Raw genomic sequence first — 14700 nt, 5'->3', positions numbered from 1 at the left:
GGCCGCCTGCGGTCAGCCGACGCTGACGACCGGAGATCCCGCCGACTGCTCGGCGCCGGGCGTGGCCTCGACCGACTCGGCGAGCCGGTTGGCCTCCTCGATCAGGGTCTCGACGATCCGGTCCTCGGGGACGGTCTTGACGACCTGGCCGTGCACGAAGATCTGGCCCTTGCCGTTGCCGGAGGCGACGCCGAGGTCGGCCTCCCGGGCCTCGCCGGGACCGTTCACGACGCAGCCCATCACCGCCACCCGCAGCGGGACGGTCATCCCCTCCAGGCCCTTGGTGACCTCGTCGGCGAGGGTGTAGACGTCCACCTGGGCCCGGCCGCAGGACGGGCAGGAGACGATCTCGAGATGCCGCGGCCGCATGCCGAGCGACTCGAGGATCTTCACCCCGACCTTGACCTCCTCGACCGGCGGGGCGGACAGCGACACCCGGATGGTGTCGCCGATGCCCTGGGAGAGCAGCGCGCCGAAGGCGACGGCCGACTTGATGGTGCCCTGGAAGGCCGGGCCGGCCTCCGTCACACCGAGGTGCAGCGGGTAGTCGCAGGCCTCGGCGAGCAGCTGATAGGCGCGGATCATCACCACCGGGTCGTGGTGCTTGACCGAGATCGCGAAGTCCCGGAAGCCGACGTCCTCGAACAGCCGGGCCTCCTGCATCGCCGACGCGACGAGCGCCTCGGGAGTGGCCGAGCCGTACTGTTCCATGATCCGCTTGTCCAGCGAGCCGGCATTGACGCCGATCCGCAGCGGCACCTGTGCGTCGGTGGCGGCCTTGGCGATCTCGGCGATCTTGTTGTCGAACTGCTTGATGTTGCCCGGGTTGACGCGCACCGCGGCACAGCCGGCCTCGATGGCCTGGAACACGTAGCGCGGCTGGAAGTGGATGTCGGCGACGACCGGGATCTTCGACTTCTTGGCGATGATGGGCAGCACGTCGGCATCGTCCTGGCTGGGGACCGCGACGCGGACGATGTCGCAACCGGCCGCGGTCAGCTCGGCGATCTGCTGGAGGGTCCCGTTGATGTCGGTGGTCTTCGTGGTGGTCATGGACTGCACCGAGACGGGGGCGTCGCCGCCGACCTCGACCGAGCCGACCCGCAGCGTGCGCGTGACGTGGCGCGGGGCGAGCTGGATCGGGGCGGGGGCGGGCATGCCGAGACTGATTGCCATGCGACAAGAGTAGGCCAACCTCACCGGCGTGACGCCCTGCAGATACGAGTGGCAGGCACGACGGCGGCGGGACTCAGCCCTTCGCGCCGTTCGCCTTCAGACCGACCACCAGCGGGTCGTGGTCGGAGGCGGCGTACGCGTCGGTGGTGTAGAAGTCGGTCGCGTTGTAGTTGCGACGCGAGTACTGCATCACGATCGACTCGTCGGCGTTGATGTCCCACACCCCGGCGCCGGTGACCATCTTCTGGGCCTTGGCGTTGGCGAAGGCGTGGTCCAGCGAGCCCATCCGCCCGGAGTACTGGTAGGTCGTGGCGGTCGGGTCCTTCACCTCGGCGAGGTTGGTGTAGCCGGCCTGCTCTATGACCCGGACCGGATCTTCCTGGGAGTAGGCGTTGAAGTCGCCCACCAGGAACACCGCCTCGCCGCCGAAGACCTGCGTGACCCAGCCGGTCAGGGCGTGGGCCTGGGCCACCCGCGACGGGTTGGACAGGCCCTGGCCGGTGCCGTCGTCGTCGCCGGAGCTCTTCGACTTGAAGTGGTTCGCGATCACCACGAAGGGCGACCCGGCCTTGCGCAGCTTGAACTTCTGGGCCAACGGCTGGCGGGCATTGGCGAAGGCGGGATCCAGCAGGATCTGCGAGGGGCCGTTGAGCTGGACCCGGTCGACGTTGTAGATGAACGCGGTGCGGATGACGTCCTGGTTGCTCGGGACGACCTTCGGCGAGGGAACGTACGCCCAGTGGCCGCCGGCCTTGTTCAGCGCGGCGACGAGGATCGCGAGCGACGTGTCGCGGTCTTGGCCCGGCAGGTAGCTGATCGCCGACGAGGTCTCGATCTCCTCCAGCGAGACGATGTCGGCGCCGAGCCGGTTGATCGCGGTGACGATCTTCGCCTGTTGGTCGTCGAACGCCTGCTGGGTGTACGCCCCGCGGACCTGGCAGTTGTTGGTGGCCACCGGGGTGCCGGCGCGATCGTTGTAGGCCGCGCAGCCGGCCTCGTCCTTGCCCAGGTCGGTGAAGTAGTTCAGCACGTTGAAGGTGGCGATCCTGACGTCACCGCCCACCGCCGGCGAGGTCGTCTCACGGTCGTTCTGCGGGGCCACCGGGTCCTGGTCGTCGGTCGCACCGACGATCTGACCGGTCGGCTGGTAGTTCCACTGGTAGCGGTAGTCCAGGATGACCGGCTTGTCGAACGTGAGGTGCGAGCCGGTGCGCATCGGCTCGTCCTGCGACAGGTACGGCAGCGGCGAGTTCTTCGCGGTCGCGTTGTTCAGGTAGTCCCAGCTGGAACCGTCATCGAGGGTGACGTACTTCTTCAGGTTCTCCGCCTCGTATGCGGTCGCCTTGTCGGGGGTGACCACGTCGGTGGCGGTCCGCAGCGGCTGGTCGCCGACGGCGAGGCCGAGCTGGCCGTACTGGTTCAGCTGGTAGTTGTTCGTGATCGTGTAGCTGCCGAGGGGCCTGACCAGCATGCCCTCGTACGCCTCCCTGTCGGCGTCGGTCACCGGCAGGGTGGCCAGGTCGGTCGCGGTGACCGGGGCGCAACCGTCGGCCGGGGTGACCGCGGGGCTGCCGAGCTCGGTCAGCCCGTTGTACTCGGAGACCTTGCCGGTGACGGTGTAGCACTGGCCGGCCTGGACGGTCTTCACCGCAGCGGAGCCGTAGACGAAGATGCCGTCGGACGCGTCGCCGGCCTTCTTCGGGGTGCTGCCGGTGCCGGGCGTCTGCAGGTAGAACCCGTCGAAACCACCGGTCGGGTAGGCCGCCGTCACGACGCCCCGGGTGGTCACCGTCGTGCCGACGAGCGGCGACGTGGCGCCGGTGCCCTGGATCTGGGCGATCGTGGTCAGGCTCGGGGTAGGCGTCGCGGTCGGTGTCGGCGTCGGGCTGGGGGTCGCGCCGCCGTCGGTGCTGTTCCGCGGGGTGGGGGCGCCGGCGGTGAAGTCGGCGGCATTGTTGTCGGTGTCGACGAAGTTCGTCCGGGAAGCGGAGGTGGTGTTGGACAGGGTGGGCGCAGGGCCGGTGCCCTCGTACGGCTTGGCGGTGGCGCCGTAGCCGACCAGGTCGACGGTCGCGCCGGCAGCGTCCGCCAGCGTCACGCGTCCGGCGGTGGCGCTCATCGTCGCATTGCACGCCGCGTCGGGAGCCGGCAGTGACTGGCTGCCACCGGTGCCCGCGGCCTGCTGGACCAGGAAGTGGGAGCCGGCCGCCACGGTGCCGGACAGGTTGCAGGTGGTCGGCGTGGTGCCGGCGGCCGAGTAGTAGTTCACCGTCCAACCGGCGAGGCTGATCGGGCCGGTGGTCGGGTTGTACAGCTCGACGAAGTCGTTCTTGAGGGTGGCACCGCTGTTGCCACCACCGCCGTACACCTCGTTGATCAGGACATGGTCGGCAGCGGCACGCGCGGGGACGGAGGCCAGCGGGGCGAGGACCGCCGCTCCGCCGAGCACCGCCACCAGGCCGACCGCGGCCAGACGGGGACGAGAGGACATGGAACACTCCTTGAGAGGATGGTGAGACCGCCGGCCAGGCTATGGCCGCCACCGGTCCTCTTCGGTGCTTCCGAGCGCTCCGGGGTGAGAATTCACCAGGGATTCCCCCGCCATTCGACCGACCGTGACCGTCCCGCCACCGGCCCCGCCGGTCCGCTCCCACGGGCCCGAAGAAGCCGCCGCGCTCCCCCGCTCGTAAGAAGGACTCGCCGCCCCCGCGAGCTCAGAAGAGCCGGACCGGCGCCACCAGGTCCGCGACGACCAGCACCAGCCCGGCGACCACCACGAAGGCGGTCACCGCCCAGGACAGCGGCAGCAGCTTCGTGGTGTCGAACGGCGGCGGGGTGGCCCGGCTGCGGAGCCGGGCGGCGACTCGGCGCAGCCCGTCCCAGAGCGCGCCGGCCACATGACCACCGTCCAGCGGCGGCAGCGGAACGATGTTGAACAGGGCGACGAAGAGATTGACCGACCCCAGCAGTTGCGCCACCACCGCCACCTTGTTGGCGGAGCTGAGCTGGTTGGTGGTGACCACCTCACCCGCCACCCGCGAGGCGCCGACGACGCTGACCGGCCCGTAGATGTCGCGCGGCTGCCCGGTGACCAGACCGACAGCGGTGTGCCAGACGTTCACCGGGAAGCTGACCAGGGCGTACGCCGACTGCTCGGTCATCGTCCACATGTCCTTCAGCACCGCGACCGGCCCGCCGCGCTGCACCTCGACCTTCGGCGAGACGCCCAGGAAGCCGGCCTCGACATTGTGCCCCGGGTCGACCCGGCTGGCGACACCGGTGGTGACGGTCGGAGCGGTCGGCAGGCTCAGCGTCTGTCCGCCGCGCTCGACGACGAGCGTGGCGGGAGCCGACAGGTTGTCCCGGATCATCGTGGAGAGCTGGTCCCAGTCGGCGGGGTGACGCCCGTTGAAGCTCACGATGACGTCACCGGCCTGCACGCCCATCGCGGCGGCCGGGGTGCGGGGATCGCCCGGCTGGCAGGTCTGGTCGGTGCGGCTGGCCGGGATGACACACTCCGACACCGACGCCACAGTGAGGGTCGGCCGGGCCACCCCGGCGATGGCGGTGACACCGAGGAACAGCAGGAACGCCAGCAGCAGGTTCATCGTCACCCCGCCGGCCATGATGATCAGCCGCTGCCACACCGGCTTCTGGTAGAAGAGGGTGCCGTCGTCCTCGGGAGTGATCTCCTCCCACTCGTACGCCCGGGCGTCCTCGGCGATCTGCTGGAAGAAGTTGCTGCCGCTCGCCTTCACCCGGGTCTCACCGGGCGCCGGCGGGTACATCCCGACGAGACGTACGTACCCGCCCAGCGGTAGTGCCTTGACGCCGTAGTCGGTGGAGCCGATCCGGCGCTTCCACAGCGTCTTGCCGAAGCCGACGAAGTACTCGGTCACCTTGACCTTGAAGAGCTTCGCCGGGATCAGGTGCCCGATCTCATGCAGCGCGATCGACAGCATGATGAGGGCGAAGAAGACCAGCGCCCCGAGTACGTACCACACCGTCTGCATCGTGCGTCCTGTCTCTGATCCTGCGTCGGCCGTTCCTCAGGCCCCGGTAGTGCGGGCGCCCGCAGCCCGCCGCGCCCAGGCATCGGCGCCAAGCACCGACTCCACGGTGATCTCCTCGTCGCCGAGGAATCCGCCCGACAGGTGGTCGTCCAGCACGTCCGCGATGGTGTCCACGATGTCGAGGAAGCCGATCCGTCCCTCGCAGAACGCGTCGACACACACCTCGTTCGCAGCGTTGAACACCGCCGGCGCCGTCCCCCCCAGTGTGCCCGCACGCCGCGCGAGTTCAACCGCGGGAAACGCCTCGGTGTCCAGTGGCTCGAACGTCCAGGCGGCCGCGGTGGTCCAGTCCACCGGGGCCGCGGCGCCCGGAACGCGGTCCGGCCAGGTGAGACCCAGGGCGATCGGCAGCTTCATGTCCGGCGGTGAACACTGCGCGATCAGCGCCCCGTCGACGTACTGCACCGCGGAATGCACGATCGACTGCGGGTGCACCACCACCTGGATCCGGTCCAGCGGCATGTCGTAGAGCAGCCCGGCCTCGATCAGCTCCAGGCCCTTGTTGACCAGGGTCGCCGAGTTGATGGTGATCACCCGGCCCATCTGCCAGGTCGGGTGGGCCATCGCCTGCTCCGGGGTGGCATCGGTGAGCTGGGCCCGGGTCCGGCCCCGGAACGGGCCGCCGGAGGCGGTCAGCACCAGCCGGTCGACCTCGTCGGCGCGTCCGGCGCGCAGGCACTGGGCGAAGGCGGAGTGCTCGGAGTCGACCGCGACGAGCTGTCCGGGCGCCGCGGCCTCGGTGACCAGCCGGCCGCCGATCACCAGCGACTCCTTGTTGGCCAGGGCCAGCGTGGTGCCGGCCCGCAGCGCCGCCAGGGTGGGCAGCAGGCCGACCGACCCGGTGATCCCGTTGAGCACGACGTCGGCGGGGTCGGCGGCCAGCTCGGTCGCCGCGTCGGGGCCGGCGATAATCCGTGGGAGGCGTACGTCGCCCCGGTTCCACCCCCGCTGCTGTGCCGCGGCGTAGAGGGCGAGCTGCAGGTCCTGGACCGCGGTCGGCCGGGCCAGGGCCACCGTCCGCGGGGCGAACTCGAGCACCTGCTCGGCCAACGTCGCGATGCTGCCGCCACCGGCGGCCAGTCCCACCACCCGGAACCGGTCACGGCGGGAGGAGATGACCTCCAGCGCCTGGGTGCCGATGGAGCCGGTGCTGCCCAGAATGATCACGTCACGCACCCGCTCAGTCTCCCACGGCCGGCGGTTCCGACGGTCCCTGACGCGGACCCCGAGGACCGCCGGGACCTGTGCCACCTTTCTGGGCGGCTCGTCCACATCTCTGGCCATCGGGTCCACATCGCGGACACTGTGGCGGACGGCGAGCGCGTGGTAATCTCAGCGATACGTGCTCCGGGGTCGGTGTAAGTCCGAACCGGCGGTGACAGTCCGCGACCCGGCCGCCCTCCACGGCGGTCGGTTGATCCGGTGGAATTCCGGGACCGACGGTGAAAGTCCGGATGGGAGGCGCACGCGTACGTGGCGACCACACGTCGGCTCTGCCGGCGGGTGTGCTGCGGTGGTGACCGCACCTCGGTGCGGAGCGTACCGCCGATCCGTCACGTGGCAGGAGTCTCCCCAAGAATCGCCCCGGGGTCCCGTCAGGACCTGAGGAGGGGCGATGAACCGGTCGGATGCCGTGGACGGCCCGGCGTCGTACGCCGTCGCGCCGGAAGCCACTGTGTCAGATGCCACTGTGTCAGATGCCACCGGGACCGACCTGCTCCGGCTGCGCCGGGCGATCGATCTGGCGCTCCGCTCTCCCCTCCCGGACCCCAACCCCCGGGTCGGCGCGGTGCTGGTCGCCCCCGACGGCACGGTCGTCGGCGAGGGCTGGCACCACGGCGCGGGCACCCCGCACGCCGAGATCGAGGCCCTGCGGGCAGCGGGTCCCGCCGCCCACGGCGCCACCGCGTACGTTTCCCTGGAACCCTGCAACCACACCGGCCGGACCGGCCCGTGCGCCGTCGCCCTGGCCGAGGCCGGCGTGGCACGGGTGGTGTTCGCCCAACCCGATCCGAATCCGACCGCCGCCGGCGGCGGTGACACCCTCCGCGCAGCGGGCATCGCGGTCAGCGGCGGCCTGCTGGCGACCGAGGCCGAGGCGGTGAACCGGGTCTGGACCCGGGCGGTGCGGCTCGGGCGCCCGTACGTCACCTGGAAGGTGGCCGCTACCCTGGACGGGCGCACCGCGGCCGCCGACGCCACCTCGCAGTGGATCACCTCCCCCGCCGCCCGCGCCGACGTGCACCGGCTCCGCGCCACCTGCGACGCAATCCTGGTCGGCACCGGCACCGCGCTGGCCGACGATCCGCGGCTGACCGTCCGCGACGCCGAGGGCCGGCCCACCGGGCGCCAGCCGCTCCGGGTGGTGCTCGGTGACCGGCCGCTGCCGGAGACGGCGCGGCTGCGGTCGCCGGAGGCGGAGACGCTGTTCGTGCCGGACCATCAGCCGGGCCGAGCCCTCGCCCAACTGCACCGGGCCGGCATCCGGCACGCCTGGCTCGAGGGCGGCGCCACCCTGGCGGCAGCCTTCCTGCGGGACCGCCTGGTCGACGAGGTCGTCGTCTATCTCGCCCCGACCCTGCTCGGCGCCGGCCGGCCGATGGTCGGCGACCTGGGCATCGGCACCCTCGCCGACGCCGTGCACCTGGACCTGGTCGACGTCACCCGCGTCGGCCCCGACCTGCGACTGACCCTGGCTCCGGCCGGGAGGGAGGAATGACCATGTTCACCGGCATTGTCGAGGAGATCGGCGAAGTCGTCGACGTACGACCCGGGCAGGACTCCGCGGTGCTGCGGATCCGCGGTCCCCGGGTGGTCTCCGACGCGGAGCACGGGGACTCGGTCTGCGTCAACGGCGTCTGTCTCACCGTCACCGAGGTCGACGCGGAGGGCTTCTCCGTCGACGTGATGGCCGAGACCCTGGCCCGGTCCGACCTCGGCACACTGCGGCCGGGCTCCCCGGTCAACCTGGAACGGGCGATGTCCCCGGGCGGCCGGCTGGGCGGGCACCTGGTGCAGGGCCACGTCGACGGCACCGGCGTCGTACGCTCCCGCACCCCCGGCGACGCCTGGGAGATCGTCGAGATCGGGCTGCCGGCCGAGCTGTCGCGGTATCTGGTGGAGAAGGGCTCGGTCACCGTGGCCGGGGTGTCCCTCACCGTGGTCGACGTACACCCCGACGCGTTCACCGTGTCGCTGATCCCGACCACCCTCACCGACACGACCCTCGGCCGGCTGCCGATCGGCGCGACGGTCAACCTCGAGGTCGACGTGATCGGCAAGTACGTGGCGACCTACCTGGACCGGACCGGTACCGGATGGGCGCATCAGAACGGAGGAGATCATGAGTGAGTCAGTCGTGAGCGGGCCGGCGGTCGGGTTCAGCCCCATCGAGCGGGCGCTCGAGGAGCTGCGGCGCGGCCGCCCCGTGCTCGTCCTGGACGACGAGGACCGGGAGAACGAGGGGGACGTCATCCTCTCCGCGCAGACCCTGACCGAGGAGTGGCTGGGCTGGACCATCCGGCACTCCTCGGGCTACCTGTGCGCCCCGATGTCGCGGGCCCGCGCCGACGCGCTCGAACTGCCGTTGATGGTCGCCCGCAACTCCGACCCGCTGCGGACCGCGTATACGGTCTCCTGCGACGCCGCCACCGGGGTCACCACCGGCATCTCCGCCCACGACCGGACCCGTACGCTGCACGTGCTCGCCGACCCGGAGTCCGGGCCGGACGCGCTGATCCGGCCCGGCCACATCCTCCCGCTGCGGGCCCGCGACGGCGGCGTCCTGGAGCGACGTGGCCACACCGAGGCCGCAGTGGACCTGTGCCGGCTCGCCGGGCTGGAGCCGGTCGGCGCGATCGGTGAACTGGTGCACGACGACGGCTCGATGATGCGGACGCCCGACGTCCTCGCCCTGGGCGCGGCGGAGGGCCTGGCGGTGATCACCATCGCCGAGCTGGCCAGCTGGCGGGAGACCCACGACCGGGTCCGGCGGGACGCGATGACCCGGCTCCCCACCCCGAACGGCGAGTTCACCGTGGTCGGCTACCTGGACCTGCAGACCGGCGCCGAGCACGTGGCGCTGATCAGCCCCCGGGGCCTGCGCGGCCGCAACGGCAGCGTGCCGGCGGTCCGGGTGCACTCGGAGTGCCTGACCGGGGACGTCTTCGGGTCGCTGCGCTGCGACTGCGGACCCCAGCTCGAACAGTCCCTCGCCACGGTGGCCGAGCGGGGCGGCGCGGTCGTCTACCTGCGCGGCCACGAGGGGCGTGGGGTGGGCCTGCTGGCCAAACTGCAGGCCTACCACCTGCAGGACGAGGGTCTGGACACCGTCGACGCGCAGACCCGGCTCGGGCTGCCGGTCGACGACCGCGAGTACGGCGCCGCGGCGGCGATCCTGTACGACCTCGGGGTGACCCGGCTGGAGCTGATGACGAACAACCCGGACAAGGTGCGCGCGCTGCGGACCGCCGGGATCGAGGTCACCGACGTCGCCCCGTCGTGGACCCAGCCGACCCCCGACAACGAGTTCTACCTGCGCACCAAGCGCGACCGCATGGGCCACCGCATCCTGCTGGACGGTGTGCCGCACTCCATCGCCACCCCCCAGGAGGTCTGACATGGCCGGCTTCGGCTCCCCGCACATCACCGCGAACGGCACCGGGCGGCGCGTCGCCGTGATCGGCGCACAGTGGTACCCCGAGGTCACCGACCAGATGGTGGCCCGCGCCGCCGCGGCGTTGACGGAGCACGGGGTCACCGAGGTCACCGTCGTCCGGGTCCCGGGCACCTTCGAACTGCCGGTCGTCTGCCGGCGTCTCGCCGACCGGTTCGACGCGCTGGTGGCCCTGGGGGTCGTCGTCCGGGGCGGTACGCCGCACTTCGACTATGTCTGTGAGGCGGCCACCATCGGGCTGACCCAGGTCGCCGTCGACACCGGGGTCCCGGTCGGTTTCGGAGTGCTCACCTGCGACGACGAGCAGCAGGCACTGGACCGGGCCGGGCTGCCCGATTCGAAGGAGGACAAGGGCTACGAGGCGGGCATCGCGGTGCTGGCCACGCTGGACGCCCTCGACGCGGTCCCGGCCGGCCGCGGCTGAAACCACCCGGTCGGCCCGGCCGTCAGGGCGCCGGCCTGGCTGGCCTGGCCGGTCCCGGCTCCGACAGCTGGCCCGGCCGTGACGTCGGTCGGGGTGGCCGGCGGGTCGGCGACGGCGGCCCGTGCCGTCGCCGACCGGCCGGTGGGGTCAGACGACGCCCTGGTCGAGCATCGCGTCGGCGACCTTGACGAAGCCGGCGGCGTTCGCGCCGAGCGCATAGTCGCCCGGGCAGCCGTACCGGTCGGCCGCCTCCAGGCAGCGGGTGTGCAGGTTGCTCATGATCGTCTCGAGCCGGGTCGCGGTCATCTCGAACGACCAGAACTCCCGGCTGGCATTCTGCTGCATCTCCAGCCCGGACGTCGCGACACCGCCGGCGTTGGCGGCCTTCGCCGGGCCGAACTTCACCCCCGCCTGCCGGAAGGTCTCGATGGCGTCCGGGGTGCTCGGCATGTTCGCCCCCTCCGCGACGAGCTTGACACCGTGCTTGACCAGCGTGACGGCGTGGTCGCCGTGGATCTCGTTCTGGGTGGCGCACGGCAGGGCGATCTCGACCGGGACGTCCCAGACGCTGCCGCCGCTGACGAACCGGGCCCCGGGGCGCAGCGCTGCGTAGTCGGAGACCCGGCCGCGTTCCTCCAGCTTGACCCGCTTGAGCAGCTCGAGGTCGATCCCGTCGGAGTCCACCACGTAGCCGGACGAGTCGGAGATGGTGATCGGCCGACCGCCCAGCTGCTGAGCCAGCTCGACCGCGAAGATCGCCACGTTGCCCGACCCGGAGACCGAGATCACCTTGCCGTCCAGGTCCTGGCCGTCCATCCGGAGCATCTCGGTGACGAAGTGGATCAGACCGTAGCCGGTCGCCTCGGTGCGGGCCAGGGAGCCGCCCCAGGTGAGGCCCTTGCCGGTCAGCACGCCGGCCTCGAACCGGTTCGTCAGCCGCTTGTACTGCCCGAAGAGGTAGCCGATCTCCCGGCCGCCGACGCCGATGTCGCCGGCCGGGACGTCGGTGTACTCACCGATGTGGCGGGAGAGCTCGATCATGAAGGACTGACAGAAACGCATCACTTCGTTGTCGGACTTGTCGTGCGGATCGAAGTCCGAGCCGCCCTTGCCGCCGCCCATCGCCAGACCGGTGAGAGAGTTCTTGAAGACCTGCTCGAAGCCGAGGAACTTGATGATGCCGGAGTAGACCGTGGGGTGGAACCGCAGACCACCCTTGTACGGGCCGAGCGCTGAGTTGGACTCGACGCGGTAGCCGCGGTTGACCCGGACCTTACCGGCGTCGTCGATCCACGGGACGCGGAACATCACCTGGCGTTCCGGCTCGACGATGCGGTCGAGGATCGCCGCCTCGATGTACTCGGGATGCTGGGCGAACACCGGGCCGAGGCTCTCGAGCACCTCGTGGACGGCCTGGTGGAACTCCGGTTCCCCCTGGTTGCGGCGGACGACCGTGTCGTAGACCACCTGCAGATTCCTGCGCAGCGCTTCAGGGCTCAACTCTTTCTCCTCCTCCAAGGATCACCGGGCGAATGCAGGTACGCGGACGCCTCTCCCGTTGCGTCGCGTACGACCGGACCTGGTGTCCGTTATCGCACCGTCGCGGCCAGCTGGCCGCAGGCTCCGTCGATCTCGCGGCCGCGGGTGTCCCGGATGGTCACCGGGACGCCGTGGGCCTCCAGTCGTCGGACGAACTCCTGCTCGTCGCGGCGGCGCGATGCCGTCCACTTCGACCCAGGCGTCGGATTCAGCGGGATCAGGTTCACGTGGAACCAGCCCCAGTCGCCCCGCTTCTTGAGCTCACGGGCGAGTCGATCGGCGCGCTCGGCCTGATCGTTGACGTCGCGGATCAGCGCGTACTCGATCGAGACACGACGTTTCGTCGCCCGGGCGTAACGCCAGGCGGCATCGACAGCCTCCGCGACCCGCCACCGATTGTTGATCGGGACGAGGTCGTTGCGCAATTCGTCGTCCGGGGCGTGCAGCGACAGAGCGAGGGTGACCGGCAGGCCCTCGTCGGCCAGCTTGTCGATCCCCGGGACCAGCCCGACGGTCGACACGGTGATCCCGCGGGCGCTCATCCCCAGCCCGTCGGGCTGGTCGGCGAGCAGCGTACGGATCGCCCGGATGACCGTGGCGTAGTTCGCGAGCGGCTCGCCCATGCCCATGAAGACGATGTTGCCGACCCGCCCGGTCGCGCCCGGGATCTGTCCCGCCGCCAGGCGTGCGTTCGCGTCGACGATCTGGGCGACGATCTCGGCAGCGCTGAGGTTGCGCTGCAGGCCACCCTGGCCGGTGGCGCAGAACGGGCAGGCCATCCCGCAGCCGGCCTGGGACGAGACGCACACGGTCGTCCGGGCCGCGGATCCCTCGGAGGCCGGGTAGTGCATCAGGACGGACTCGACCATCGACCCGTCGTGCAGCTTCCACAGTGTCTTGACGGTGGTGCCGGCGTCGGCGGTGAGCGAGCGGACCTCCTCGAGCAACGGCGGGAACAGGGCGTCCGCGATCTCCTGGCGCCGGTGCGCGGGGATGTCGGTCCAGTCGGCGGGATCGGCGGTGGAGTGGACGAACCAGTGCCGGGAGAGCTGCTGGGCGCGGAAGGCGGGCAGCCCGAGGGCGACGACGGCGGCCTTGCGCTCCTCGACGCCCAAGTCGGCCCAGTGCACCGGCGGCTTCCCTCGGCGGGGCGCGGCGAACACCAGCTGCGGGTGCGGACGCGGCCCGGCGGCAGGGGCCGTCGACTCGTCGGGCTCGGCCCCGGCTGCCGGGGTCGTCGCGGCGAGGTCGGGAGAGCGGGTGTCGTCGAGCGGCGGGATGGGTCGAGGGGTCACGGTCAGGCTCCGGGGATGAGGAAATGCATGAGGATCCAGGCGGTCGGGGCGGAGAGCAGCATCGCGTCGATCCGGTCGGTGACTCCGCCATGGCCGGGGAGGAAGTCACCCATGTCCTTGAGGCCCAGATCGCGCTTGATCAGCGACTCGACCAGGTCACCCAGGATGGCCGCCCCGACGAGTACGACGCCGATGAGCATCCCGACCCACCAGGGACTGCCGAGGATGAAGTGGCCGACCAGGGTGCCGAAGGCCGTGCCCAGGATGACCGAGCCGGCGAACCCCTCCCAGGTCTTCTTCGGGCTGATGGTGGGGGCCATCGGATGGCGGCCGAAGAGCACCCCGAACACGTACCCGCCGGTGTCGGAGCAGATCACCGTGCCCAGCCAGAGGAACACCCGGGCGGCGCCGCCGGCCTCCCCCACCAGCAGGCTGGCGAAAGCGCCCATCAGCGGCAGGTAGGCGATGATCAGCATGCTCGCCGCGGTGTCCTTGACGAAGCCCTCGGCCCCCCGGGGGAGGCGGACCAGGAAGGCCGCGAGCACGGTGGCACCGAGGCAGACCAGCAGGTAGGTGGCCGCGTGCCGGGTGGTCAGGGTGAGGGTCAGGTAGGAGCCGGCCATCATCGCGATCAGGCCGGTCTCGATGACCAGGATCGCCGACGTCATCCCCACCTTGCGCAGGGCCTGGTGCACTTCCACCGCGGCCATCCCGATCAGGGTCGTGGCCAGGATGACGAACCCCGGCAGCCACCACAGCAGACTGGCGATGAGGACCGCCGACAAGACGACCCCCACGGTGATGGCGGCCGGAAGATTCCGACCGGCTCGGCCCGTCCCGGGAACGGGCGTGCCGTTCGCCGGACCGGGCCGGGCGGAGCCGGTCGGTGACCCCGAATCCGACAAGGTCAGACCTCGAGCAATTCGGCCTCTTTGGCCTTCAGCAGCTCGTCGATCTGGTCGGTGTACTTCTTGGTGGTCTTGTCGAGCTCGGTCTCGGCGCGCTTGCCCTCGTCCTCACCGATCTCCTTGTCCTTGACCAGCTTGTCGATAGCCTCCTTGGCGGCGCGGCGGGCGTTGCGGACGGAGACCTTGGCGTCCTCGGCCTTGGACTTGGCGAGCTTGGTGTACTCCTTGCGGCGCTCGGCGGTGAGCTCGGGCAGCACGCAGCGGATCGAGATGCCGTCGTTCGACGGGTTGACGCCCAGGTCGGAGTCGCGGATCGCCTTCTCCACGGCGTTGATCGCGCTGCGGTCGTACGGCGTGATGAGGATCATCCGGGCCTCGGGGACGGTGAACGAGGCCAGCTGCTGCAGCGGGGTGGGGGTGCCGTAGTACTCGGCGGTCAACTTGTTGAACATCGCAGGATGGGCCCGCCCGGTCCGGATGGCGGCGAACTCCTCCTTGGCGAACTCGACTGCATGGTCCATCCTGGACTTCGCTTCGGTGGTGATGTCGCCGATCACGAGGGGGTTCCTTTCTCTGCTTGCGGCGGAGGCGCCGCGTCTCGGGGGCGGCC

General features: G+C 70.9%; 12 protein-coding genes and 1 riboswitch. Of the genes, 4 read left to right on the top strand and 8 right to left on the bottom strand.

Annotation, left to right across the window (positions count from 1 at the left end):
* Positions 1-12: 12 nt before the first annotated feature.
* From ispG to dxr, 4 genes are all read right to left on the bottom strand, one after another.
* A complete protein-coding gene (gene ispG, locus R0145_RS06420) occupies positions 13-1176 on the bottom strand; it encodes a flavodoxin-dependent (E)-4-hydroxy-3-methylbut-2-enyl-diphosphate synthase (RefSeq protein WP_317839536.1) in 1164 nt (387 codons plus the stop codon).
* Between the two features lie 73 nt (positions 1177-1249).
* Positions 1250-3667 carry an ExeM/NucH family extracellular endonuclease gene (locus R0145_RS06415; RefSeq protein ID WP_317839535.1) on the bottom strand — a complete coding sequence of 806 codons (2418 nt, stop codon included), beginning with the start codon at positions 3665-3667 and terminating at the stop codon, positions 1250-1252.
* 223 nt (positions 3668-3890) lie between these two features.
* Positions 3891-5189 (bottom strand): M50 family metallopeptidase, encoded by a 1299-nt coding sequence (locus tag R0145_RS06410; RefSeq protein WP_317839534.1) that lies wholly within the window; start codon positions 5187-5189, stop codon positions 3891-3893.
* 36 nt (positions 5190-5225) lie between these two features.
* On the bottom strand, positions 5226-6425 hold the full coding sequence (dxr, locus tag R0145_RS06405) for a 1-deoxy-D-xylulose-5-phosphate reductoisomerase (RefSeq protein ID WP_317839532.1): 1200 nt from the start codon (positions 6423-6425) through the stop codon (positions 5226-5228).
* 163 nt (positions 6426-6588) lie between these two features.
* A riboswitch (FMN riboswitch) is annotated at positions 6589-6719 on the top strand.
* Between the two features lie 145 nt (positions 6720-6864).
* On the opposite strand from dxr, the gene ribD reads away from it, so the two are divergent.
* Genes ribD through ribH form a run of 4 tightly spaced genes read left to right on the top strand, consistent with a single transcriptional unit; the run spans position 6865 to position 10348 of the window.
* Positions 6865-7968 carry a bifunctional diaminohydroxyphosphoribosylaminopyrimidine deaminase/5-amino-6-(5-phosphoribosylamino)uracil reductase RibD gene (gene ribD / locus R0145_RS06400; protein ID WP_317839531.1) on the top strand — a complete coding sequence of 368 codons (1104 nt, stop codon included), beginning with the start codon at positions 6865-6867 and terminating at the stop codon, positions 7966-7968.
* 2 nt (positions 7969-7970) lie between these two features.
* A complete protein-coding gene (locus R0145_RS06395) occupies positions 7971-8600 on the top strand; it encodes a riboflavin synthase (RefSeq protein ID WP_317840165.1) in 630 nt (209 codons plus the stop codon).
* Positions 8593-9867 carry a 3,4-dihydroxy-2-butanone-4-phosphate synthase gene (gene ribB, locus R0145_RS06390; protein ID WP_317839530.1) on the top strand — a complete coding sequence of 425 codons (1275 nt, stop codon included), beginning with the start codon at positions 8593-8595 and terminating at the stop codon, positions 9865-9867. Before R0145_RS06395 ends, ribB begins: the two co-directional genes overlap by 8 nt.
* A 1-nt stretch (position 9868) precedes the next feature.
* Complete coding sequence (gene ribH / locus R0145_RS06385; RefSeq protein ID WP_317839528.1) at positions 9869-10348, top strand: 6,7-dimethyl-8-ribityllumazine synthase; 480 nt, start codon at positions 9869-9871, stop codon at positions 10346-10348.
* A 147-nt stretch (positions 10349-10495) separates the two neighbouring features.
* Here ribH and gdhA read toward each other — a convergent pair whose 3' ends face one another.
* The 4 genes from gdhA to frr form a co-directional block, all read right to left on the bottom strand.
* The gene (gene gdhA / locus R0145_RS06380; protein WP_317840164.1) at positions 10496-11833 is read right to left on the bottom strand and encodes an NADP-specific glutamate dehydrogenase; all 1338 of its coding nucleotides are present in this window, start codon (positions 11831-11833) and stop codon (positions 10496-10498) included.
* Between the two features lie 104 nt (positions 11834-11937).
* The gene (rlmN, locus tag R0145_RS06375) at positions 11938-13053 is read right to left on the bottom strand and encodes a 23S rRNA (adenine(2503)-C(2))-methyltransferase RlmN (RefSeq protein WP_411742097.1); all 1116 of its coding nucleotides are present in this window, start codon (positions 13051-13053) and stop codon (positions 11938-11940) included.
* A gap of 131 nt (positions 13054-13184) precedes the next feature.
* Complete coding sequence (locus R0145_RS06370; RefSeq protein WP_411742079.1) at positions 13185-14087, bottom strand: phosphatidate cytidylyltransferase; 903 nt, start codon at positions 14085-14087, stop codon at positions 13185-13187.
* Between the two features lie 2 nt (positions 14088-14089).
* Positions 14090-14611 (bottom strand): ribosome recycling factor, encoded by a 522-nt coding sequence (frr, locus tag R0145_RS06365; protein ID WP_411742096.1) that lies wholly within the window; start codon positions 14609-14611, stop codon positions 14090-14092.
* Positions 14612-14700: the final 89 nt, after the last annotated feature.

This window comes from Raineyella sp. W15-4 (assembly GCF_033170155.1).
Classification (GTDB): Bacteria; Actinomycetota; Actinomycetes; order Propionibacteriales; family Propionibacteriaceae; genus Raineyella.
Note: the sequence above shows the minus strand (reverse complement) of the source record. Positions and strands in the feature narration are given on the sequence as shown.